The 25,563-nt window shown below is 41.2% G+C and carries 20 protein-coding genes; 8 read left to right on the top strand and 12 right to left on the bottom strand.

Features of this window, described 5'->3' with window-relative positions; all coding sequences use genetic code 11:
* Positions 1-58 precede the first annotated feature (58 nt).
* From PR833_RS04730 to PR833_RS04715, 4 genes are all read left to right on the top strand, one after another.
* Positions 59-859 (top strand): TraB/GumN family protein, encoded by an 801-nt coding sequence (locus PR833_RS04730; protein WP_076914263.1) that lies wholly within the window; start codon positions 59-61, stop codon positions 857-859.
* Positions 860-878: 19 nt separating this feature from the next.
* A complete protein-coding gene (gene ybaK / locus PR833_RS04725) occupies positions 879-1,355 on the top strand; it encodes a Cys-tRNA(Pro)/Cys-tRNA(Cys) deacylase YbaK (RefSeq protein WP_272525923.1) in 477 nt (158 codons plus the stop codon).
* A 419-nt stretch (positions 1,356-1,774) separates the two neighbouring features.
* A complete protein-coding gene (locus PR833_RS04720) occupies positions 1,775-2,866 on the top strand; it encodes a 3-oxoacyl-ACP synthase III family protein (RefSeq protein ID WP_272525922.1) in 1,092 nt (363 codons plus the stop codon).
* A gap of 166 nt (positions 2,867-3,032) precedes the next feature.
* Entirely contained in the window at positions 3,033-3,818 is a 786-nt protein-coding gene (locus PR833_RS04715) for a nucleotidyltransferase domain-containing protein (RefSeq protein WP_004922395.1), read from the top strand.
* Positions 3,819-3,896: 78 nt separating this feature from the next.
* Here PR833_RS04715 and ushA read toward each other — a convergent pair whose 3' ends face one another.
* Positions 3,897-5,564: a bifunctional UDP-sugar hydrolase/5'-nucleotidase UshA gene (gene ushA, locus PR833_RS04710; RefSeq protein ID WP_272525921.1), complete on the bottom strand. Its 1,668-nt coding sequence runs from the start codon at positions 5,562-5,564 to the stop codon at positions 3,897-3,899.
* 376 nt (positions 5,565-5,940) lie between these two features.
* Here ushA and PR833_RS04705 point away from each other — a divergent pair, with 376 nt between their 5' ends.
* Together PR833_RS04705 and ybaL are read left to right on the top strand one after the other, a co-directional pair.
* A complete protein-coding gene (locus tag PR833_RS04705) occupies positions 5,941-7,164 on the top strand; it encodes an MFS transporter (RefSeq protein ID WP_004922399.1) in 1,224 nt (407 codons plus the stop codon).
* Positions 7,165-7,426: 262 nt separating this feature from the next.
* Complete coding sequence (gene ybaL / locus PR833_RS04700) at positions 7,427-9,169, top strand: YbaL family putative K(+) efflux transporter (RefSeq protein WP_004922404.1); 1,743 nt, start codon at positions 7,427-7,429, stop codon at positions 9,167-9,169.
* Positions 9,170-9,548: 379 nt separating this feature from the next.
* On the opposite strand, the gene PR833_RS04695 is transcribed toward ybaL, so the two are convergent.
* The 9 genes from PR833_RS04695 to apt form a co-directional block, all read right to left on the bottom strand.
* Positions 9,549-10,862, bottom strand: a complete 1,314-nt coding sequence (locus PR833_RS04695; protein WP_004922409.1) for an inosine/guanosine kinase — start codon at positions 10,860-10,862, stop codon at positions 9,549-9,551.
* Between the two features lie 101 nt (positions 10,863-10,963).
* A complete protein-coding gene (wzz(fepE), locus tag PR833_RS04690; protein ID WP_004922411.1) occupies positions 10,964-12,082 on the bottom strand; it encodes an LPS O-antigen length regulator Wzz(fepE) in 1,119 nt (372 codons plus the stop codon).
* A gap of 118 nt (positions 12,083-12,200) precedes the next feature.
* Positions 12,201-13,172: a ferrochelatase gene (gene hemH / locus PR833_RS04685; protein WP_014656553.1), complete on the bottom strand. Its 972-nt coding sequence runs from the start codon at positions 13,170-13,172 to the stop codon at positions 12,201-12,203.
* Between the two features lie 128 nt (positions 13,173-13,300).
* Positions 13,301-13,945 (bottom strand): adenylate kinase, encoded by a 645-nt coding sequence (gene adk / locus PR833_RS04680; protein WP_272525920.1) that lies wholly within the window; start codon positions 13,943-13,945, stop codon positions 13,301-13,303.
* Positions 13,946-14,137: 192 nt separating this feature from the next.
* Positions 14,138-16,012, bottom strand: a complete 1,875-nt coding sequence (gene htpG / locus PR833_RS04675; RefSeq protein WP_004922423.1) for a molecular chaperone HtpG — start codon at positions 16,010-16,012, stop codon at positions 14,138-14,140.
* A 268-nt stretch (positions 16,013-16,280) separates the two neighbouring features.
* On the bottom strand, positions 16,281-16,880 hold the full coding sequence (recR, locus tag PR833_RS04670; RefSeq protein WP_004922431.1) for a recombination mediator RecR: 600 nt from the start codon (positions 16,878-16,880) through the stop codon (positions 16,281-16,283).
* A complete protein-coding gene (locus tag PR833_RS04665; protein WP_004922433.1) occupies positions 16,880-17,209 on the bottom strand; it encodes a YbaB/EbfC family nucleoid-associated protein in 330 nt (109 codons plus the stop codon). The genes recR and PR833_RS04665 overlap by 1 nt, the downstream gene beginning before the upstream one ends.
* A gap of 49 nt (positions 17,210-17,258) precedes the next feature.
* The gene (gene dnaX, locus PR833_RS04660; RefSeq protein WP_272525919.1) at positions 17,259-19,190 is read right to left on the bottom strand and encodes a DNA polymerase III subunit gamma/tau; all 1,932 of its coding nucleotides are present in this window, start codon (positions 19,188-19,190) and stop codon (positions 17,259-17,261) included.
* Between the two features lie 108 nt (positions 19,191-19,298).
* A complete protein-coding gene (gene apt / locus PR833_RS04655; RefSeq protein ID WP_004922439.1) occupies positions 19,299-19,850 on the bottom strand; it encodes an adenine phosphoribosyltransferase in 552 nt (183 codons plus the stop codon).
* Positions 19,851-19,996: 146 nt separating this feature from the next.
* Between apt and priC the strand changes: the two genes are divergently transcribed.
* Positions 19,997-20,545, top strand: coding sequence for a primosomal replication protein PriC (priC, locus tag PR833_RS04650; protein ID WP_053110366.1), 549 nt, complete (start codon positions 19,997-19,999; stop codon positions 20,543-20,545).
* A gap of 82 nt (positions 20,546-20,627) precedes the next feature.
* On the opposite strand, the gene PR833_RS04645 is transcribed toward priC, so the two are convergent.
* Complete coding sequence (locus PR833_RS04645; RefSeq protein ID WP_014656558.1) at positions 20,628-21,593, bottom strand: FUSC family protein; 966 nt, start codon at positions 21,591-21,593, stop codon at positions 20,628-20,630.
* Between the two features lie 400 nt (positions 21,594-21,993).
* Between PR833_RS04645 and PR833_RS04640 the strand changes: the two genes are divergently transcribed.
* Positions 21,994-22,164 (top strand): DUF2496 domain-containing protein, encoded by a 171-nt coding sequence (locus PR833_RS04640; RefSeq protein ID WP_014656559.1) that lies wholly within the window; start codon positions 21,994-21,996, stop codon positions 22,162-22,164.
* A gap of 6 nt (positions 22,165-22,170) precedes the next feature.
* On the opposite strand, the gene mscK is transcribed toward PR833_RS04640, so the two are convergent.
* Positions 22,171-25,548: a mechanosensitive channel MscK gene (gene mscK / locus PR833_RS04635; protein WP_272525918.1), complete on the bottom strand. Its 3,378-nt coding sequence runs from the start codon at positions 25,546-25,548 to the stop codon at positions 22,171-22,173.
* Between the last annotated feature and the right edge of the window lie 15 nt (positions 25,549-25,563).

Here is a 25,563-nt window from a genome sequence, read left to right as displayed (position 1 = left end):
CAAATCGCTACAAGATTGTTTAATCTAAAGGACTGATACTAAAACGTAGGAAAGTGAAATGGCCAAGCTGCTCGAAAACTTAAAAAACTGGTTACATACAGAAGCAGCTCCCGTCTACCCTTATCCAGCTATTGATGTTCGCTTATCAAAAAATCTTAAGCTGCATATTGTTGGTAGTATTCATATGGGAACTGAAAACATGTTTCCACTTTCTGACATTCTTCTCGATAAACTCAACCGAGCCGATGCCCTGATTGTTGAAGCCGACATCACGGATACCCGCACCCCCTTTATAACCGATAATGCTCTTCGTGCCCCCCTACAAGATCGCCTAAGCGCTGACGAATATCAGCGACTGCAAAGTTGCTGCCAAGAAATACATCAAAATCCAAGCCAATTTGATGCGTTACCCTCATGGCAAGTCGCCCTAATTTTACAATCCACCCAAGCTCAAGGGTTAGGACTACACGGGCACTATGGGATTGATTACCAATTACTCCGTAATGCACAATCTCAGCGGATGAAAATCATCGAGTTGGAAGGTACTGATGCGCAAGTCGAGCTATTATTAAACTTGCCCCAAGAAGGCTTACCTTTATTACAAGATACGTTAGAGCACTGGCGCGCTAATGCCCGTTCATTACAGACCATGATAAGCTGGTGGCTTGATTACCAACCCCATAACCGTGTCACATTACCTAAAACATTCAGTGATGATGTTTATCGTGTTCTCATGGAACAACGTAACCAAGATTGGAGTAGCAAGCTAAAGGCATTACCTGATGGTAATTATGTGGTTACCGTTGGTGCTTTACATTTATTTGGTGATGATAGTTTAGTTAGTTATCTACGAAATTGAATACAAAACAGGTAAAAACATGACTCCCGCTGTAAAGTTACTTGAAAAACAAAAAATAAACTTCACGCTCCACCCTTATGATCATGATCCTAATGTGCATGATTTTGGTAATGAAGCAGTGAGCAAACTCGGTTTAGATGCTAAACAAGTTTTCAAAACGCTACTTGTTGCACTTAATGGTGATCAAAAAACGTTAGCGGTTGCAGTAACCCCTGTATCAGGGCAGTTAGATTTAAAACTGGTTGCTAAGGTTTTCAAAGCCAAAAAAGTTGAAATGGCCGACCCACAGATAGCACAAAAAACAACAGGTTATTTAGTTGGAGGGATAAGCCCACTAGGGCAGAAAAAACGTCTGCCTACCGTTATCGATAGCCAAGCGCAACAATTTTCCACCATCTTTATTTCTGGCGGTAAAAGAGGGTTAGACATTGAAATAGCGCCACAGGATTTAGCTCGCGTTCTCAATGCAACATTTGCTGAAATAAAGAAAGTGTAAAACCCCTGAGCGTTGTTATCGATAATACTCTCATTTCCCTTACACTATCAATTCATCATACTGGTTTATACTTTATTATTTATAAGTCATAAGCCAGTCGATTTATCATAACTTTATAAAATAGTCATCATCTAAAATAAATGAGCACCTTTATTAAATCGATTGATATATAAGCATATTTTTATATGCTACCAGCTTGAATTATGAAAATTATAAATTAATATTTATTTTTATATTACATTTAAAAATCCAAAAATTATTATTTACCGTATAAATAAAATAATAATTTATATCCGTCTTTATAATAACAACTCAAACAGACTCCTAAAGGTTAAAAACCGTTTCTGTTTTATTTGCGATGAATGTTATGAACGCTCAATGCATTTGGCATCATCATAGAAACCATGTAAGGAGAACCTATGTTATCAGTTGGAATTCAAGCTGTTGCCATTCATTTACCAGAAGGTTTACGCACTAATGCATGGTGGGATAAAAAGGCCATCACCTCTTCTCATTCACCTAAATTTTCAACTCACCAACACCAGTCTCTTTATGATAAAGCCATGCAACCTTATCTATCCGATCCCTTTTTAGGCAGTGTCGAGCGCAGAGTCGTGGTCAATCATGAAAGCGCTTCCTCACTCGGGATCAAAGCAGCAACCAAGGTGTTATCAGCCGCAAAAGTCGCCGCTAGTGATATAGATTGCCTCATTGTCACTTCCATGTTTGATGACCATATTGGTTGTGGTGATGCAGGCTATATCGCACAGGCACTCGGTATCGGTGGTGGCGCCTTTAATATTGGGACAACCTGTAATAGCTCGATGTCAGCATTACTAACAGCTTGTGGCTTGGTAAGCAGCGGCTTAAATAACAAGGTATTAGTCATTGCCACAGCACTATTCTCTCGGGCACTTGACGACGACAATGCCGCCATGCGTTTTCATGGTGACGCATCCACCGCCTTCATCGTAGGCCCTGTTAAAGAAGGATATGGCCTGCTGGGCTCTAAATCGTTACACCTTGGTGAAACATGTGGCACTTGGTGCTTTAAGGTCGTCGAAGACCAATATTCGCCAACAGCGCAACATATCCGCCTCAGTTTCAATAAGCCAGTAACCCACGTGCTACGTTCAACAGCGGAATATTACCTTAAACAGACCGTAAAAGGCGCATTAGCCAAAGCAAAACTCTCTATTAACGATATCGATTGTGTCGCACTCAATGCCCCGACAGCTTGGCATGCCGAGTTTTCCGCTAATGTATTGGGGATCGAAACCAAACGGGTCATCAATACATTTCCTCAATTTGCTTACAATGGCCCCGCCATGATGCCGATCCATCTGTATACCGCAGCGATACAAAAATCGATTAAGCCCGGCGGCATTATGCTGTTATACGCCTACGGAGGACAAACAGAAGCGTCAGCCGCTGTATTGCGCTGGCCTAATGTTATCCTTGGTGCACCACCGGAGCCTGCTTCCGTGATCGATCATAAAGACATACCGTAGATGACCTCTTTCAAGGTGCAAAATTAGTAAGCTTAACCAACGGCATTTGTTAACTTGCTGGATTTACGTTATTTTTGGTCAGATCACAAAATAGATTTCTCGAGATAAAGGGGGAATAAAACGCTCCTTGTTACTGCAATCTTCATCATGAAAAAGGTACTCAAAAATGGCAGTTGATGAAAATGGCTATATCTGCACATTAAAAAAGCAACCTATACCCGCGAGATATCAAGAACTACTCACATCTGTTCAATCACAACTACTCGCTCAGTATGGCGATAGAATTTGCAGTATTTTTATTTATGGTAGCGTTGCACGTGGCAAAGCTACTCCTCCTAAATCCGATCTGGATCTCTGTGTTATTTTTCACGGCAATATTGATAACACAGAGGCTTTAGCGCTCAGCAAGATAGGCGAAAATAGCCTTCGACTTTACCCTATTGTTCCAAAGGTGGATTTCGATATAGCCAGTCAACAGGAGGTTCTGTCACCGAATAACACCAACAGTTGGGGATACTGGCTAAAGCACCATTGCCGTATCATTTATGGTGACGACCTTTCCCGATATTTTCCCCTATTCCGCCCATCAAGGGCCATCGCCTTAGCCGTCAATGGTGATTATCACACCACTCTCTTAGATTACATTCAGAAAATGGCAAGTACGGATGATCAGGCAACGTTCTTAAAATTATCCAAAGAAGCTTCTAAGAAACTTATCCGCTCTACAAATATTTTACGGACGCCTAACGACACAGACTGGCCAGATACATTAGATGAACATATCACTCGGCTACACAATAAATATCCCGCCTTAGCGCATCAATTACCCTTTTTTAAGGCGCAAATCCAGTTCGCGACTTACTCTAAAAAAGATTTTATCCCCCATTTGCACACGGCAATAACTCGCCTATTGCAAGCAGATGAAAGTATGAAAGCAAACGAAAAGGCCTGACCCCAGTTACTGTCTGGGATCAGGCCTTGTAAGCAGTTCACTCGCCTATTGAAATGTTATTAATAGGCGACTTAGGCATTATTTTTTATAAACAATTTCGCCTTTTGGTTCATAGTCTGCCGCTTTTAGTGGTGAATGTTTTTCAATATAGCCTTTCAACACTTCCGCATCGACAAACCCTGTATTGACGTAGTTAGGATGATTATCGATTTTCGGATAGCCATCACCACCTATAGCATTAAAATTCAGTGTTGCCATACGGTAAGTTTTTTCAGGATCAACTGGCTTACCATCAATTTTCACGTCACTGATGCTACCATCCGGATTAACAGTCAGGCTGACATTATAAAACTGTGCGTAAGCGCCTGAATCAGGTTTCATGTTCGCAGCAGCCTGCAAATATGGAAGCACTTCGCTGCCTTTGAAGTCAACATACACTAATTCATTCGTAAATGGCTGTACCTTTAAAACATCTTTATATGTAATATCACCGCTCTCAATCGAATCACGGACACCGCCGCCACTCATAATTGCAAAATCAGCGCCTGCACGCTCTTTTTGTGCCGCTAACAAGAGACGCCCCATGTTAGTTTGCACAAAACGAACTTTACTACGGTCGCCTTCGAGTTTGCCTTCAACAGAGCCAACTTTAACATTCAGCTGCTCACCCCCTTTCTCTTGATAAGGTGTCAGTAACTTCATCATTTCTGGGTTGTGCGCAATTTCTTGAGTGTAATAGACACGCTCAGTGGTGCCATCTTCTTTAGTCACTTTCTTTTTCAAGTTGATAGGGATCAATTGGTAATGTTTCAGTGTGAACTTACCATTTTTAAATTCGAAATCTGCGCGACCGACATATTTCCCCCATTCATGGGCTTGAACGATCCAAGTGCCATTTTGATTATCAGGTGCACAAGGTGTTCCCGGCACATAGTCGACTTGTTTATAGTTTTTATTCTCCGCAGACATACAAACGGGATCTTGTGAGTGACCACCTACTATCATATCTAAATATCCAGCAGGTAAACTACGAGCCATTTCAACATCACCCGGTGCATTCGAATCATGTTGACCGTCATCGTAGTGCCCCATATGGGTGGCTGCAATAATAATGTCTGGCTTTTCAGTCTCACGCAGCTCTTCAATCACTTTTTTCGCTTCTACCGATGGCGTTCTAAATTCCACGTCTGGGAAATTAGCTGGATTGCCGAGTTTCGCTGTATCGTCCGTGGTCAATCCTAATACGGCGATTTTGACGCCTTGCTTATCAAAAATTTGATAAGGCTTGAACAAGCGTTTACCGGTGCTAGTTTGGTAAATGTTGGCAGATAAGAATGGGAAATTAGCCCATTTTTCTTGGGTACGTAACACTTCAAGCGGATTATCAAACTCATGGTTACCTAATGCCATCGCATCATAACCGACTAAGTTCATCCCTTTAAAATCAGGCTCTGCATCTTGCAAGTCAGATTCAGGTACACCTGTATTGATATCACCACCAGAAAGCAGCAATAGGCTTCCACCTTGTTTCGCAACTTCATCACGGATTTCATCAACCACCGTTTTTTGAGCCGCTAAGCCATACTCACCGTGATCGTTATGCCAGAAGTGACCATGATGGTCATTAGTATGCAAAATGGTGATGTTATAGGTTTTATCTTTTTCCCAAGCATTTGCCTGTGCGATAGGCAACAGTGCTAAAGATACCGTTAATGCGCATACCGATGCTTTAAAGGTTAATTTCATCTCTTTCTCCCTGCCGATATAGGAATTTTGTGCGGTATAAGTAGATAATAAGTTTAATATCACCGCCTATCTTATACTCTATATCATTTAAGATACGTCACGGACGTATTACCATAGAAATATAAGGCAGGCTGTGTCTCATACGAATGAGCGCCGTCAGTAGCACCACGCGTTGAAGTATGATGAGTATATAGCACAAAACCGCGATCATAATTAGATAACCAGTGCATAAAATGATGCTTGTTTCATTAAAGTGAGACATCAATCAAAATAATGACACGAGTGACTTTTTTTATCGTGATATTTATTAGTTCAAATAAATTACAAATACGCTATATTGATAACAATTGTGCAACACAACTAGAAGTTACTAACTATGAGCGACCAAACAACAAGTTCTAGCAATACCGCACCATCAAAGCCTATCAGCAAAACAGGCAAAACCGTTTTCAGTATTCTAACCGCAATTAGCTTCTCTCATTTACTGAATGATATGATCCAGTCTTTGATATTAGCTATTTATCCGTTATTGCAATCCGACTTTTCATTAAGTTTTGCACAGGTTGGTTTGATCACGTTGACTTACCAAATTACGGCATCACTACTACAACCGATCATTGGCTATTATACTGACAAACATCCACAACCTTATTCACTCCCAATCGGAATGGGCTTTACGCTAACAGGTTTGTTGCTACTCGCTATGGCGGAAACCTTCCCGGTTATTTTGCTTGCTGCTGCGCTGGTAGGAACAGGCTCTTCCGTATTCCATCCTGAATCATCTCGCGTTGCGCGTATGGCGTCAGGGGGGCGACATGGCCTTGCACAATCGTTCTTCCAAGTCGGTGGAAATTTAGGTTCCTCATTAGGCCCGCTACTCGCGGCACTCATCATTGAGCCATATGGTAAAGGGAACGTTGGCTGGTTCTCTCTGGCGGCCTTATTAGCTATTGTGGTTTTATTGCAAGTGAGCCGTTGGTATAAGCAACAGCATCGCACCACCAGCAAAAAACCAGTTCGTCACGTGGAAGTCAAAGTACTACCACGTAAAGCGGTGATTGGCTCATTGACGATATTGCTGATTTTAATTTTTTCCAAGTACTTTTATCTAGCCAGCATTAGTAGCTATTATACCTTTTATCTCATTGATAAATTTGGTGTTAGTGTACAAAACGCCCAGTTCCATCTGTTTATTTTTCTCTTTGCCGTCGCAGCAGGAACCATGATTGGTGGGCCTGTTGGCGATAAGATCGGGCGCAAATATGTTATTTGGTTTTCTATTTTAGGCGTTGCGCCTTTCACGCTAATGCTACCGCATGCTTCCCTGTACTGGACCAGTATTTTGACCGTTATTATCGGATTAATATTAGCTTCTGCATTTTCAGCCATTTTAGTCTACGCACAAGATCTCATCCCCGGTAAAACAGGCATGATTTCAGGGCTATTTTTTGGATTAGCATTTGGTATGGGAGGCGTTGGAGCGGCAGTGCTAGGGCAGATTGCCGATAAGACCAGTATTGAACAAGTTTATCAATATTGTGCTTTTCTACCATTATTAGGAATTTTCACTGTACTACTACCAAATTTAGAACAAAAATAACCATTTCTCTTTATTTCACCCATACTTATTGAAAAATAAGTATGGGCATTTCCTTCTATATCCCACTTAAAATTCAATAAAAAATCATAAAAATGACATCTTTGTAACGATTTAGCACTAATACAGTACTTTTATTTGAAAAACATTGAAATTTTTTAAGGAAATTTTTCTCAAATAACGATAAAATAGAATTATATGCAAAGCGCATTCCAAAATACGGGAACTTTATTCCTAAAAATTCAAATTAATAAAAGGAGACTAAATGGAGCATTCTACGCCCTTAATCACAACCATTGTTGGTGGTCTCGCCCTTGCATATTTGTTAGGTATGATCGCTCAGCGATTAAAAATTTCCCCTCTAGTGGGGTATCTTGCGGCTGGAGTCTTGGCCGGTCCTTTTACACCTGGTTTTGTTGCCGATACAACACTTGCACCTGAACTCGCTGAGATAGGTGTTATCCTACTGATGTTTGGCGTTGGGTTACACTTTTCGCTTAAAGATCTTATGGCGGTTAAAACCATCGCCATTCCCGGTGCTATTGCACAAATTGCGGTTGCTACACTGTTAGGTTTAGGCCTTTCCACCCTTTTTGGTTGGGGAACCTTTTCAGGGATTGTTTTCGGCCTCTGTTTATCCACAGCCAGTACCGTAGTGTTACTTCGCGCCTTAGAAGAGCGGCAACTGATTGACAGCCAACGCGGTAAAATTGCTATCGGCTGGTTGATTGTTGAAGATCTGGCAATGGTATTAACACTGGTACTACTACCAGCCGCCGCCGCGATTATGAATTCAGAGCAAGCCAGCTTAAGTGAGTTACTCATCGGTCTTGCATGGACAATAGGTAAAGTTGTCGCCTTCATTATCCTCATGATAGTGATTGGCCGCAGAGTCATACCTTGGATTTTATCGCGCACCGCGTCCACCGGCTCTCGTGAACTGTTTACATTGGCTGTATTGGCACTTGCATTAGGTATCGCCTATGCGGCTGTCGCCTTATTTGATGCCTCCTTCGCTCTTGGCGCGTTCTTTGCTGGTATGGTATTAAATGAGTCAGAACTAAGCCACCGTGCAGCACAAGACACATTACCGCTCAGAGATGCGTTTGCTGTTCTATTCTTTGTGTCTGTTGGTATGCTATTTGACCCTGTGGTCATTATTGATCACCCATTAGGTGTGATTGCTGTTCTCGCTATTATCATTGTGGGTAAATCCGCCGCAGCGTTGGTGCTTGTGCGTTTATTTGGTCACTCGCGGCGAACCGCATTAACCATCTCTGTCAGCCTTGCCCAAATCGGTGAGTTTGCCTTTATTTTAGCGGGGATGGGAATGGCGCTTGGCGTGATGGATAAAGAGGCACAAAACCTTGTGTTAGCCGGTGCCATTGTCTCTATTATGCTTAACCCAGTGCTGTTCAGCTTATTGGATAAGTACTTAGAGAAGACCGAAACCGCCGAAGAACAGTTACTCGAAGAGACTTTGGAAGAAGAAACTCAAATTCCTGTCGATATTTGTGGCCATGCAATTATCGTTGGTTACGGTCGTGTAGGAACTATGCTGGCAGATAAACTGCGTAGACGTGATATCCCATTAGTCGTGGTTGAAGATACTCGCGCTAAATTTGAAGAGCTAGCAGAAAACGGGTTCAGTGCTATTTTAGGTAACGGTGCTAATAGAGATATCATCAGCCTTGCTCGTATTGAGTGTGCAAAAACGCTGCTTCTTACCATTCCAAATGGTTATGAAGCAGGTGAAATCGTCGCGCATGCTAAAGAGCTAAACCCAGATATCACAGTGATTGTTCGCGCGCACTACGATGATGAAGTCAGCTTTATTAAAGAGCGTGGTGCTGAGCATATTATTATTGGTGAACATGAAATTGCTAAAGCGATGGCAACTTTTATGTGTAATGATGTCACTGAATATGGTTGCTCAATGGATGATGACCCTTCTCCCACAGCCGGTGAAGGTAAAAGCCTAGATGAATATCTAAAACCCTCTCATTAAAACACGTTTAAGGGAAGCTTCGGCTTCCCTTTGTTTATCTGGTAATTCTGTTATGTTAATCCCTGTATCAGGGATGCAGCTTACTCTTTTCAATCATGACTGGTTTACTGAGAGAGCGTGAACTGTTCGCCCCCGACTAATATGCGATTTTTCACTATTAAAAATTCTAAAATAGAATAATTAATAATAAATAGATTCACATTTTCTCCACTTTTTAGCATAGATAAGTCGTTATACTCATCCCCGCCTAAACCATTATTGATGATATTTTTTGTGTCCTCTTCCCCCACGATGTGGGGGAATTTTTTTCTGGCATTGAGGTAAAAAAATACCCCACTGTTTTGCTCAAACAATGAGGCATTATGTAAAGGCTTGCGTATTAACGCTCCCAATAGGACTCTTCTAAGCTGTCTTCTTTTTCAGGTAGGCCACGCGTTAAACGCGGCGAATGTTGAGTCAAGACTTGATAGCTCACGCGGTTTGCATATTTGCACACTTGAGCAAGCGAAGAGTAAGTTAGATATTGGCGCGTATGCTTACTGGAATTAGGCACATTGAAGCGATGATAGGAGTTTGCGGTGATATCGTGTAGCAATGCGGATAACGCGCCATCTCCTGCACCATTAGTATTCATGATCTTTTCAGGTCCCCCCATATAAGGCTCAATATGAGAGTATATGCGCATAGGAACTTCACAATCTTGCTGGCGCATTGCGCGGCTAAATTCATAGAGGTTAAATTCAGGAATAGCGCCCGGTAATAATGGGTGTTGGGTGGTGCGTTTAAATGCTTCTTCCGTATAACCTGCCATATATAGCCCTGATGGCCCCGCCGTACACAGCACAAGATCGACCCAATTTAGAGCCATATCCGAAGCTAACAACGGGTCATTACACCCTGTTAGCTCTAACGCCTCATCTTCATTCATCGCGACAACAGAGACATGCTCAGCCAGAAAATCACGCCAAAACTGGGGGTCTTGCGCTATCACGAACTTAGTACCGAGTGTTAATACAACGGGAACATTATGCTTTTTAGCATAGCTAATCGCCTGCATCGTGGCTTCTGGCATGGTTTCACCGGGCTTGCAACGAACCAAATAAGCGGTCAAAACTAACGCCGAAGCGCCAGCAATAATCTCTTCTGGGATACTTTCAGGGCGTAGACGATTCATATGCCCTGGGCTAATCGCGAAGGTTCTCTCACCGTTTTCAGCAATAAGGGTAAAGCAGCGACCAATTGGCCCATCGACCCCTTGTAAATAGTTGAGATCCATGCGGCTCGATGTATGGCATAAATAGCGATAAGAGTAGCTTCCAATTTGAATGTTATTGCACATCGTTCCCAATAACACCGAGCGATCATCCGCCAGCACGGAGTAGTTATGCAGCGTATTCCCGATGGTTCCCCCGGCATACTCATGTGTGATTAATGCGTTACTGGTTAGCTCTTTATATAAAGCCTCTGCAACATCATCTTCAATCACTAAAGAGTGACCTTTACTGAGTTGATAGCGTTCAATGAATGCATCGTCGACTTTAGCTTCAATATCGACCAGTGTTTGATCGATACCGACAATATAAGATTGGCAGTTTTCGCCATCATCTAAACGCTCTTTAATAGGCTGTAACAGCGGATCTCTGAGGCTAACAGGAAAGTAGTGCTTTGATTTACGTTGACCGGGGAATTTCATAATGGATAAATTAGAGAGTATACATGGCACTATTCTAGCACGATAAATGCAAACCAGCACCTTAGACAAAGGCGCTGGCTTACATCAATAACACTTTTTAGTTAGCTATTATTCTTGTGATAGTCGCGATATAGCTCGCGCGACAGTACATAAGCACAACTCAGAATAAAGCCTAAAATAGCACTCAGCATGATAATCAATACTGATTTAGGTGAATCTTTTTGAGTGGGTAGATCCGGCGCTAACATAAATTTAGCAGGGATAAAGTCAAGGGTATCAATATCAAGCTCTGATAGATTTTTAATGTAATGTTGGCGAATTTGTAGGTCTTCATTCAACAGAGCGATATCACGGTTTTGTAATTCAATCGCTAACTTCTTCTCAAGAGCTTCCGTACCTAATGCAATAGGGTAATCGGGGTCATCACTAATGATTGCCGAATCACTAACAATGGGCTTGCGCACACCCGCTGCTTTTGCAATATCAATAGCACGTTTTAACCTTTCAACTTTTACATCATATTCAGAACGGATCTTTGTCACTTCTTGCTTAAAAGTTTCATTAGCATAGACCAATTGCTGTGCAATCGCATTTTGAATATCTTTCTTAAACTGCTCTCTAACCTTAGTTGCCGTATAGCGAACATAACCAGACAGTAAGTCTTGAGCCTCAGAAGGTGTTGGCGCCACAAAAGTCAGTATGATGTCGCTAGAGGTACTGTTTTTCTCTTTTGACTGGTCCTTAAGGCCGATATTATTCGAAATAATAGTATTGACTAGCCGCTGCTGCTCATTTTCTTTATCTGTAGAATTCACTTGCTCTGACAACTTTTTGAAGTAATTGGTACTCCGAACATAAGCTTCTTGGTTAACTTTCGAACGATACTGGTCAATAAAGGCATTAAAGATCTGCTGTGCCGATAAATCAATCTTAACATCGAGCACACTCAACTGTGCGCTCAATGTATTGATATCTTTAATTTCCTCAGAAGAAGGTGGGATGACAACAGCCGTACTGCTCCACTTTTGAGGCAACTGAAATACCACAAATATACTGATAAGCGTGATAACAACAGTAATAACGATAATAAGAAGCTTATTCCTTAATAAAACAGCGAATAAAGCCATCAAATCGATTTCATCGCTTTGCTGTGAGTTAAATGGTGAGACTTGCTTTCCTTTTGCGGTTTTGCCATCCGGTGACTCTCTATCAGTGCTCATATCAGTTCCAATAAAATACAAATATTAACAATAAATTAACTTTTTATATTAACTAGTATAGTGAATTTTGATACTTATGATATATCGATTAACGCCATATTTAATATCAATTACAACTTTAGATTGTATTTATTGTACTAGTAATAAGTAATTTAAATAAGTTAATACTATCATCATTATCATTCAACGCAGGGATATAATGATACGATTCTCCGCCCTGACTTTTGAAAAAATGTTGATTTTGCTCACTAATTTCTTCTAGTGTCTCTAAGCAATCCGCTGAAAATCCGGGGCAAATAACTTGTACTGACTTTACACCTTGTGAGGGTAATTGCTTCATCGTTTCATCAGTATAAGGGGTTAACCACGGCTCTCTCCCAAACCGAGATTGATAGGTCATCAATACTCTCTCTGCTGGGAAATTCAAGGCTTCTTTGACTAAACGTGTCGTTGCTTCACACTCTTGAGGGTAAATATCCCCAGTGTCTGCATAGCGTTTAGGAATACCGTGAAATGACAGTATTAATCGATCAGGCTCCCCGTGCTGCTCAAAACTTTGCTCTATGGAATTGACCAACCCTTGAATGTAGGCAGGATGCGTCGCATAGCTACGAATAAAATGTAAGGACGGTATCGTGCGCATTTGGCGGAAAATTGCCGAGATCCCATCATAAACTGCGGCGGTGGTTGAACAAGAGTATTGTGGATATAAAGGTAGCACAATCAACTCTGTCACACCTTGGCTCATTAATGAATCAATTGCACTTTTCAATGATGGTGAACCATAGCTCATCCCAACTTCCATTGGGATATCAGGAAAACAAGCTGATAGCTTTGCTTTCTGACGTAGCGTGTAAGCAAGTAAGGGTGACCCCTCTTCTGTCCAAATCGATTGATAGAGTTTAGCCACTTTTGGTGAGCGAAATGGCAAGACAATACCGTATAAAATAGGCTTCCAAATCGTACGTGAAACATCAATCACTCGTACATCGCTTAAAAACTCTGCAAGGTAACGTTTCACTGCTGGGGTTGTTGGGGAATCAGGGGTTCCTAAGTTAACCAATAAAATGCCGTATTGACTTTTTGACATGGTAATTACTCCTTAATGATAATTATTCCCAACTTTATATCACAAAATATTGTCTTTTATTGTTTTCTAATGCTTGAAAAGCAAAGGCAGCGATAATCGCTGCCTTTGTTGATAACTATTGTTGAATATTAGCCAAGGATCTTCGCTAATTCTTCACTCACTTCAGTGACCTTGCGTGTACCATCGATTTTGAAGTATTTGGTGTTACCCGCATCAGCTTCTTTTTGATAGTAAGCAACCAAAGGTGCTGTTAAGTCATGGTATTCAACCAGACGCTTACGCACGGTGTCTTCTTGGTCATCTTTACGGATAGTCAGCTCTTCACCAGTGACATCATCTTTGTTTTCAACTTTAGGTGGGTTAAATATCACATGATAAACACGACCCGATGGCGCATGCACACGGCGACCAATAATACGTTCAACAATGATTTCATCAGGCACATCGAATTCTAATACGAAATCGACATTAATGCCTGCTTCTTTCATCGCGTCTGCTTGAGGAATGGTACGTGGGAACCCATCCAACAAGAAACCATTGCGGCAGTCATCTTGTTTGATACGCTCTTTAACCAATGCAATCACTAACTCATCAGTCACTAATTTACCATTGTCCATTAGCTCTTTTGCTTTTAAACCTAGCTCACTACCTGCTTTAACTGCTGCACGTAACATATCGCCAGTTGAAATTTGTGGGATACCAAATTTCTCCATAATAAATTGAGCTTGAGTGCCCTTACCGGCGCCTGGAGCACCGAGCAAAATAATACGCATTGCGTAAACCCCTTGCTATTTAGTTTTTTATAATTTGAAAAGAAAACAAGATACCATACCATTAGCATGCCGCTTTACTCAAGAAGACACGTAAACGTTTTCGCATTTAACTTCTTTCGCAAAAGAAAAAAACCACGCTAAAGCGCCCGCTAAAACGTGGTTTTTGCTCAAAAACGAAAATCAATTATCTCATTATTTCATTAATAATTCATTGATTTTGCGGATAAATAAGTTTGGATCTTCTAAGGTACCGCGTTCAGCGAATAGCGCTTGATCAAGTAACACATTAACCCAATCTGCAAACAGCGCTTCATCCGTTATTTCAGATGCTTTTTTAACCAATGGGTGTGAAGGGTTCAGTTCAAAGTTGTATTTAACTTCTGGCGCTGTTTGACCCGCTGCAGCAAAGAGTTTCGCCATTTGAGTACTCATTTCATCCGCATTGGTCGTGACAATCGCTGGGGTATCCGTTAAACGATGCGTTAACTTAACCTCTTTGACGCGATCACCCAGCAACGTTTTTACTCGCTCAACAAATGGCTCTAACTGTTTATCAGCTTCTTCTTGCTCAGCTTTGTTTTCATCCGCCAGCTTATCTAGTGACTCATCAGCCTTACTAACAGATTGGAACTGTTTGCCATCAAACTCTGACAGATAGTTCATCATCCATTCGTCGATACGATCAGAAAGTAGCAATACTTCAATGCCTTTCTTACGGAATAGCTCTAAATGTGGGCTGCTCTTCGCGGCAGCATAGCTATCAGCAGTGATGTAATAAATTTTTTCCTGACCTTCAACCATGCGAGCAACATACTCTTCCAAAGACACATTTTGCACGCTGCTATCGTTATGGGTTGATGCAAAACGTAACAGTTTAGCGATAGCTTCACTGTTACTCATATCCTCTGCAGGCCCTTCTTTCATCACTAAACCGAACTGTTGCCAGAAAGATTGGTATTTTTCTGCGTCGTTTTTCGCCAATTTTTCTAACATTTGCAGAACACGTTTAGTGAGTGCACTACGTAGGCTACGAGTCAATGCGCTGTCTTGTAAAATTTCACGCGACACGTTGAGTGGTAGGTCGTTTGAATCCAATACACCGCGGACAAAACGTAAATAGTTTGGCATAAATTGTTCTGCATCATCCATAATAAAGACGCGCTGAACATACAATTTCAAACCATGGCGTTGCTCACGATTCCACAAATCAAACGGGGCTTGTGAAGGGATATACAGTAAACTTGTGTACTCTTGTTTACCTTCAACACGGTTATGAGACCAAGTCAGTGGGTCTGCATAGTCATGAGAGATATGCTTATAAAACTCGGTATATTCCTCATCGGAAATTTCAGACTTATTACGCGTCCACAGTGCTTTCGCTTGGTTGATTTTTTCCCAAGTGATAGTGCCATCTTCTTCGTTCTTAACTTCAATCTCAACAGGCAATGCAATATGGTCAGAGTATTTGCTGATTACCGAGCGCAAGCGCCAGCTATCTAAAAATTCTTTCTCATCTTCGCGTAAATGAAGGGTTATTTCCGTACCACGATCGGCTTTTTCGATATCAGCGATAGTGTATTCGCCTTCACCTGCTGATTCCCAAAATACCCCTTGATCTGCTGCTGCACCAGCCGCACGGCTGCGGACGGTCACTTTATCAGCCACAATAAATGCAGAATAGAAACCAACACCGAATTGACCAATCATTTGGCTATCTTTCGCTTGGTCGCTTCCCAGAGATTCTAAAAAGGCTTTTGTTCCTGATTTAGCGATAGTCCCTAAGTTCTCAATCACTTCATCACGGCTCATACCGATACCGTTATCGCTAATTGTTAGGGTGCCATCTTCTTTGTTCGCGCTGATACGAACACGTAACTCACCATCATTTTCATACAACTCAGGCTTTGAAAGTGCACGAAAACGTAATTTATCTGCCGCATCAGATGCGTTTGAAATAAGTTCACGCAAAAAGATTTCTTTGTTTGAGTAAAGAGAGTGGATCATTAACTGGAGAAGTTGCTTAACTTCGGATTGGAACCCACGAGTTTCTTGTCCTTTCATACTCATTAATGCCTCTTATATCATCAATCTAATGGGATAATTTTGACTTATCGATGGAGTTTAATTGGGGGCAAAAAATAGGAATTCAACTCATTAAGGTAAAAAATGCATTACGGCAATAAAGATAACAGCTAACGAAAAGCGAAAAAAGAATGGCGAAAGGCGGGAAGCTGCGAGCTACAGCGGGCCGTAAGCGTACGCACTCCAAGTCGCATACCTAAGTATGTGACTCAGATAGTTAGGAAGCCTGTAAAGCTGTAGCTTGGAGTAAAAATTAGAGGCGCTGACGACCCGCAAGTGAATGCGATAGCGTTGTGCCGTCAACCATTTCTAATTCACCACCGACAGGTACGCCATGCGCAATGCGGCTTGCAGCCACCCCATATTGGGCACACATTTGTGCAATATAGTTTGCCGTCGCTTCACCTTCTACAGTTGGGTTTGTCGCAAGTATCACTTCGATAATGGTTTCAGAAGACAACCTTTCTTCTAGCCTATCAAGCCCAATATCCATCGGCCCAATACCATCAAGGGGTGATAAATGCCCCATCAGTACAAAGTAGCGCCCAGAAAATTGCCCTGTCTGCTCAACAGCATAGATATCTGCTGGACTTTCGACCACACAGATCAACCCGTTTTGTTGGCGACGTGGATTTTCACAAATATTGCACACCTCTTGTTCTGTAAAGGTGCGGCAATCGCGACAATGACCAATTTCAGACATGGCTCGAGTGAGCGACTGCGCAAGGCGCATGCCGCCACTACGATCACGCTGAAGCAGATGAAATGCCATACGCTGCGCTGACTTTGGTCCTACACCAGGGAGACAGCGCAAGGCTTCCATCAATGATTCAAGAAGCGGACTTGTTTGCATTAGAACGGCATCTTAAAGCCTGGTGGCAATTGCATTCCACTGGAAACACTTGCCATTTTTTCTTTTTGCGTTTCTTCGATACGGCGAGCCGCATCATTAAATGCTGCCGCAATTAAGTCTTCTAGCATCTCTTTGTCATCTTCAAGAAGACTCGGATCAATTTCAACACGGCGGCAGTTATGTGAACCATTGATGGTAACTTTGACTAGGCCGGCACCAGATTCGCCTGTTGCTTCTAGATTGGCGATTTCTTCCTGAACTTTCTGCATTTTTTCTTGCATTTGTTGGGCTTGTTTCATCAAATTGCCCAAACCACCTTTACCAAACATAGTTATCTCTCACTACTGAGGCTACAGCTTACTAACAGAGACTGTAGCGTTAAACGGGGCGAATACTCTCTTCATCTAGCTGCGCATCAAACATTGAGCGTAGCTTTTGAATCGTTTTATCCGCAATAATTGACTGACGGGCTTGCGCCAGTTTCTCTTCATAAATCGCCTGTCGCCATTCAAGTGGCGTTTTTACTGCCGTATTATCATCTTGAACGATTTTCAGTTCAACAGGTTGACCATAATGTTGGCTCAATGCACTTTGTAACGCTTCATGCGCTGAAGGCTTATTCAAATGACGCTGTGCTGAGCGTAAATGAAGTACAATGTGCGAGCTGTCTATTTTCTCTATATATGAATTCAAAGCTAATTGTTCAACCAGCTTAGGAATATTTAATTGTGCGATCTCGGCAGACCAGCTATCACGCGCCCGACCTTCTTCAGTAATTTTCGCGGCTAATTCCGGGGTTTTCTCATATTCCAACGCTTCTTTTATTTCTGTTGGTGTTGTAACCGCCTCTTTGGTATTAGCCTCTTCAGACTGTGGACGCCACTGATAAGGTTTTGGTTTCGCCGCTTTTTTTGCGTCAGATGCGCGGCTAGCCATATTTTGTTGGTGCTGGCTAGTGACGGCGGCCAGCCTCTCAAGTGCTGACATCGCCGGCTTAGCCTTTTCAGGCGCGGCCGGTTTATTCTTTTTTGCGTCAGGTCCCTCATTTTGAGAGGAGTGTAACGCTTCCTTTGCTTTTAGTAGCTGCAATGTCGGGCTATTTTCCGATATTGCGGCATTTGCTGTTGCCGCTGTTGGCTTAGGCGGTACAGAACGAGCAAGCTCTATCGCTGTCGGTGCTGGTGCAGCCACTACCGTGGGTGTCACTGGCTCCTCAATAATGCTTTTGGGATGGAATGCCAGTGCACGTAACAGCGCCATTTCAACCCCCATGCGACGCTCAGGGGCATAGGGAAGATCTCGACGACCAACAAGCAAAGTTTGATAAAAGAGTTGTAAATCAGCAGGCGAGATCATTCGGGCAATTTGCCTGAGCCGCCCCTCTGTCGATGATGGATCCGTCTCTTTAACGGCTGGTAACAGCTGGATCATGGCAATACGATGCAACAAGGAGAGGATTTCAACCAGCAAATTCTCCCAATCCGCTCCTCGGCTCGCCGCATGCTCTACCTCTGACATGACCGCAATACCGTCAGCTCGAACCAAGGCTTCGATAATAGCGAGTGGCTGCTCATCATCGAGCGTGCCGAGCATTTGACTGACAATATCTGCCGTCACTTTTCCTTGCCCCATAGCAATCGCTTGGTCAGTTAGGCTGAGGGCATCTCGCAAACTGCCATCAGCGGCGCGAGAGATCAGTTGGCGCGCGCGAGTATCGTGTTCAATATTTTCTGCGGTGAGAATATGCTCAAGTTGCTCGCTGATCTGGCTGACATCCAACGCTTTTAAGTGGAATTGCAAGCAACGTGACAAAATAGTCACTGGCAATTTTTGCGGATCTGTCGTCGCCAAAAGAAATTTGACATGTTCAGGCGGCTCTTCAAGGGTTTTTAACAACGCATTGAAGCTATGGCGCGATAGCATATGAACTTCGTCAATCAGATAAACTTTGAAGCGTCCACGTGCAGGGGCATACTGAACGTTATCCAGTAGCTCTCGCGTATCTTCCACTTTTGTTCTGGATGCCGCATCAATTTCAATCAAATCCACAAACCGCCCTTGTTCTATCTCTTGGCAATTTGTGCATTTACCACAAGGTGTCGCAGTGATCCCCGTTTCACAGTTAAGACCTTTAGCAAACAGACGAGCAATTGTCGTCTTGCCGACACCACGAGTGCCTGAAAAAAGATAGGCGTGGTGAAGCCTCTGGTGTTCCAGACCATTTGCAAGCGCGGTCAATACATGTTGTTGACCTACGACATCTGAAAATTTTTGGGGGCGCCACTTACGGGCAAGTACCTGATAGCTCATGAATTATGCAGTTTCTAAACATGGTATATAGCACCATGCTACCACAGCCTCTGCCCTTACGGCGAGACCGTGATAAAAATAGTAAGGAAAATAGTGAGGAAACGAGAATTAGTGACCTGGGAACTCGACTAAGCTAAATGAGTGGATCCCTTCTGCGGCAAGGCGCTCCTCGCCACCTAAATCAGGTAGGCTAATAATGAAGGCAGCATCAACAATTTTAGCACCGAGTTGCTTGATCATTCTTACTGTCGCTTCAATCGTTCCCCCTGTTGCCAGCAGGTCATCAATGACTAAGACGTTATCTTCAGGCTGGATACTGTCTCGATGGATTTCAAGAGTATCTGTACCATATTCCAAGTCATAGGTCATACTTAATACTTCACGGGGCAATTTCCCTTTTTTACGTACAGGAACAAAACCAACCCCTAAACGTAATGCGACTGGTGCACCAAACAGAAAACCGCGGGCTTCAGTACCTACAATTTTAGTTACCCCTTTATCTTTGTAATGGTCAACCAACAAATCGATGGTGGCCTGATAAGCAGCAGGGTTATTTAATAGTGTGGTAATATCGCGAAATAGCACCCCTTCTTTTGGGTAATTAGGGATGGTTGCAATACTTTCTTTAATTAATTGCAGTTGTTGCTCTTTAGCAGTCATAATAAGTGCCAATCAGTATAGTAAACACGAAAAGGTAGAATCTATTTAAAGTACCATAAAAATGCAATAAGGGGCTGCTTATTTGCGGCAAGTTTTATTGTTACACATCAATTTTCCATGATTTTTCACTTTTAGCGAGAACAAAAATGAAAGTACAGCCTCTTTTAGATGCGCTAAAAACGCAAATTGACGCATTGCAAGCTCGTATTGCGCCTATTGCAGATCAGGAATTTTCACACGCTCGCTTTGATACTCAGCTTTTTAGTACAAAATCAACGCATCTAGGAGATTGCCAGAAAGAGTTAGATAAGTTGTATCAGCAACTTTGTCACAGTGTGTCACTCAACCATAAAGAACAAGTTAACTTTTTGACAGAAAAAATTGCTCACCAAATTCAAGCGCTATCTCGTGAACTATCGACACAGGGCTTACGTAAAAAGGAGAGTCATTATCAAGAAAAGAAAGAGCAAGTCGACCTATATGAGCGTTTATCCCAACATCAAGACTATGAGCGCCGTTTATTAGCAATGGTGAGTGAACGCGAATTACAGCTAAACAGTCTAACCAATCAGGCACAACGCCACCAATGCCAAAAAGATATCGCCGCATTAGCCGGCCGTTTATACCGTTGCCGACAAGCGTTGATACGAATCGAAAAAGCAATAGAACATCAAGAAAATCAATATTTAGATTAAATAAAGCGAACAATTTTTGGATGTAGCCTCATTCCATAACAGAAAACGAAGGCTACACATTGCTTTATATTAATAATATTGATTACTTACCTTTCATAACCAATTTAATACAGTAGCTACTTACTATCGCAAATAGACCCCCTATCAATGTTTCCATGATCCTTTCGGACAATAAGTGATAGTCAACATTATTAAAGTAAATCGACATTTCAATAAGCGATAATACAAGCCCTGTGAGACAAATTGTTCCAAATACGTTATTTTTCTTTGTATTACTAATTGGAATTAAAAACGAAAAGAGAAGAATTAATGCAAAACCAATGTATGGCATTAATACCGATGCGTTAAATGCCAAGTAAAGAACAAAAACAACAATCAATGTGCCAATCACTCTATCACGAGTTAATTTAACAATATTTGTTAACTTAGGATTTAATACAAAAATAAAGGTCAAAGGCGCCCAAAAGAAGTGATCAACGTTGATTGCTCTTGATGATAAGACACAACATAATAAACCAACTGCGTAGATCAGTGACTGGCAGATCAAATGGTAAGTGACCCTATCCCTTTTTAATGAAATATACCTTTTAATTTGAAAAAAGGTAATTTTCTTCCGTTTACTGATACTATAACAAAAGGTTAGTGTTATGAACGTCCCGATCAGTAACCCTATCACCAGACCATCAAAACTGGATTTATTCAATGTCGCCCCTATGATGAAGAAAATCATAAAGTACTTAAATGACATCTCTAAAGAGGAGTCAACATTATAAAGTTGATAGTAGAAAAAAGGTGATAAGAATAAAACAATAAAAAATAGATAGCTAAAACCTAAATAGTAGCCAAGTGCAGTTCCTACAAAAACAAACAGCGAGCATAATAATGAATAAATTATATTTTTATAACGTGTGGCTTTATTAAAAATAGTATAACCATGAAGTGTTGATAGCGAGCTCCATAACGTCGCATCAATACCTGCAATATAATAAGTAACAATAAAACTTATCACTATACAAATTGTTAAATAAAAACTTTCTGATAATTTCACCACAAAATCACCTAGTTATACCACTAATAATAACTAGCAACATTAGCACGCATATAATTCAATAACAATAAATATACTGTCATAATGTTAATAAATAAAGAAATAACAATTTTTAGATTATCAAATCAATGCAATCTATTTTCAGTCATCAATAAAAGATGAGTTGAATTAATAATTTTCCGATATATTTAACATTAGTAGTATCATTATTCGATTTAGCAATTCATATACCATGATAAATATGCTCAATATCTGTTCATGTTTTACAGTGAAAATCATCACCGTTATCATTAAATAATATCAACTTGCTCACATTTCGATAAAAATTTAATATCTATCAATATATAAATAGCAAAAAATTCGTATCATAATAGCCCGCTGTCAATAATAAGGAGTCAGAATGGATTCTTTAAAAGATGCCCCAAAAGAAACACAGCTTGCTGTTGATTTAATCTACTTACTTGAAACATCAGATATTGAAACTGATATTGTTCTCAAAGCCCTTGAAATTGTAAAACATGACTATTTAGTCAAACAGGCTGCCGAAGCAACCTGTTTAACCGATGACTAAACCGTGTTAATCGTTATCCCCTTTCTTTAAATTTGGGTCACGCTTAATTTCTTGGATCACTTCACCTTGGTCATTATGAAGGTGAACTTCTAGTTGGTTAAAGGCGATATTGATATCGTTTTCACGGCATAACCTGTCGATTGCACGGTGTACTTCATCGCTGGTCGTTCCTCTATCACCAATTTGGCGTACATAAAAACGCAATTCATGATCTAAGGTGCTCGCCCCAAATCCTGTGAAATATACCGCTGGTGCAGGATCTGTCATCACCTTACTATTCGATGTCGCCGCATTAAGTAGCACTTGTTTCACTTTATCGAGATCAGAGCCGTATGCCACACCAAGTGCAACCGTGATCCGCGTGACGGTATCTGAAAGCGACCAGTTAATTAGGCGTTCCGTTACAAATGCTTTATTTGGGATGATCACTTCTTTGCGATCAAAATCAATTATGGTTGTTGCTCGAATACGGATCTTACTCACCGTACCTGAGTAGGTGCCGATAGTCACGGTATCGCCAATACGGATCGGGCGCTCAAATAACAAAATGATCCCGGAAACAAAGTTAGCAAAGATTTCCTGCAAACCAAAACCTAAACCAACCGTTAATGCGGCCGCTAACCATTGCAATTTGCTCCATGTGATACCTAGCATACCTAGAGAAGTTATCGCCCCGATCCCGACAATAATGTAAGTTAAAATTGTCGTGATCGCGTAGGTTGAGCCTTGACGTAATTTTAACCGTGATAATACTAAAACCTCTAATAATCCCGGTAAGTTACGAGTCATGATCCATGCCACCACAATAATCACCATAGCCAATAATAAGTTTGCTAAGGTCACCGACTGTAAGGTATTGCTACCTTCGGCGGTCGTTGCTGTGTAATGCCATAAATCAACACTATCTAAAAATGAGAAAATAGTAATGAAATCAGACCAAATGGCATAAAAACCTAATGCAAAGATAATAAACAAGACCATTGTGGTTAAGCGCAATGATTGTTGGCTAATAAGCTCAATCGTCATTGGTGGCTCTTTAATTGGCTCGTTCTCACTCTCCTCTTGGTTTTGTGCTTTACGACGCTCAATTGCGCGTTGATAAGCGAGTTTCCGAGCCACTAATGTTAGACCACGTAAACACGCATTATAAGTGATATACCAAAGCAGCAATAAATACAGGCTATCTAACCAACGATTAGCAAGACGCAACGTTGTATAGTAGTACCCAGCCATCATTAAACCAATCAATACCAAAGGCGAGAACGTTAATATTGTTATCACTACTGAACGCGTTAAATGGCTGCCCTTCTCTTTCCAAATATGTTTGCAAAATGGCAATGTAAAAATAAACAGCATCAACAATGACAATAAAACAATTAATTGCCCAATCACGTCTTCAGAAACTTTTAGAGGATTAATCACCCCATACGTAGAAAAATAAATTAATGGCAATAAAGGCAGTGACAGACGCGTTACTCGACGCCGTGTTTGTGCAGCAAATTTGGGGTCAATACCAAAATGTTTTTCTGCAATTCCTTTGGGTTTTAACACACGCCAAGTTAATTCAAATAACACCCAAAAAGTGGCTAATTGCAAACAGAGCGCCCAAACAAATTCACCTTGAACATTACCTGTTTTTAAAAACCAGTAACCTAAAGCCACCAGCACTAACGCCGTCGGTAAGGTTTGCAAAAGAGTCAAGAACAGCGCGAATGGCGTATTTAATAAACTATCTTGCCTTAAGCTAGATAAGCTTTGATTTATCTGTTGTAGGCGAGCCGAAATTTTGTGGTATAACCAAACAAACACTAACGCTAATAATAGCAGTGGAACAACGACAAATAATGAGTTTGTTATTCCTTTTTTGATGCTGCCTTTTGACAGGCTAAAATCAAAATTATTGATTTGTTGTGTTGCCGCTTCTGGAAATGCACTGACCCAAGTAAGGTCGATCGGCTTATTACTGTTTACCCAGAAAATTTGTTGCGCCAACGTATGTTCCAGTGAACTCACTACACTCAATAACTGTTTTTGGTCGAGCTGCAAATTAATGGCCTGAGAAATTTGGTTACCTAATTGCAGGTTTAATTCATCTAGTAATTCACGCCTTACATCCAGCAGCTTCGTTAATGCCTCTTTATCTTCTGTGGAAAGTAATTGGCTATGACCTTGCTCAGCGCCTGATTTTTCTGCTAATTGCTTTTCTATATTCGCAATATAATTATTCACTTGGTATAAAGCGTCACGTTGTTGATTAACGTCAAACTGCTCCAGACGTAAATCAGCAATCGTATTAGGCAGATTTTTGGTTAAAATATCATCAGGAAGGTCAATTTGTTGCTGGAATAAAATACGCGATAACAATAGGCTTCCACGTAGGACATTAATTTGCTCTTTCAAGTTGCGTTCTGATTGCGTTGCTCGTTCTAGCCACGCTTTCACGCGAATGCTATTTTGTACCATGCGGTTATTTCCTTGAGTGACTTCAATCAAGCGCTCACTCAGGGCATTATTCATCGCTAATTCTTTTTGAATTAATGGGTTTTGTTTTAGTTGTAAATCGCTTTCAGTGGAGGTTTGTGCTTCTCTTGCTGTTGCTTCAGAGTCATTAAGCCGTTTATCACTGATATAGGATTGAAGCAATTCAATCCGTTTTTCAAGTTGTTCGATATAAAAAATCGTATAGTCACGTTGCTTTTGTAATACTTCTTGCAACTGAGTATTGCCTTGTAATACCCGCTTTTGATATTCGTTTTGTTGTTGCAAATAATTCTGCTCTATTTGCAGTAGCTCAATTTGCGTATCGCGTAACTTTGCCGAGTCATTAAATACATTATTTAATTCATTGCGAATTTCTTGTAACCGACGAGCATTCTCCAACATGATGGTTTGCGCCCTTTCAGGCTGAGTTTGCAAACTAATTAAATAGCTATTATAGCTAGCCAAATCATTTTGCTCTGCTTGTAGCTGCTCTAAGGTATTACTGAGCATAGTTTCCAGCTGACTTTGGGGAATGTTTTTGATGCTATTAGCAAAATTCAGTGCATCTTCTTCGCTACTCTTTTTAAGCTGCTGCAAAGCACGAACAGCATGCTTTGCATCTTCACCCGCTCTATCTAGACTTTTTTGCAGTTCATCCGACTTGCTATCAAGTTTGTTTAACTCATCATAAAAACCCAGCGACTTTTCAATATCTGCAATAGCCAGTTTATCTTCAGCACTAGGATGGCTTTTTTTATTTAATGTATTCAGTTTATTTTGAATATCATTTTTATTTGGAAGAGAGCTATTTACCACCGCATGGCTATAGCCAGAAAAAAGCAACATAAAGAGTGCGCAAATCATGATGAATTGCTGAACCCATTGATATTTAGTCGTCTGCATGGATGAACCCATAAA

This window comes from Providencia sp. PROV189 (assembly GCF_028480065.1).
Classification (GTDB): Bacteria; Pseudomonadota; Gammaproteobacteria; order Enterobacterales; family Enterobacteriaceae; genus Providencia; species Providencia stuartii.
The sequence above is the reverse complement of the archived record's forward strand: the minus strand, read 5'-3'. Positions and strand labels throughout refer to the sequence as shown.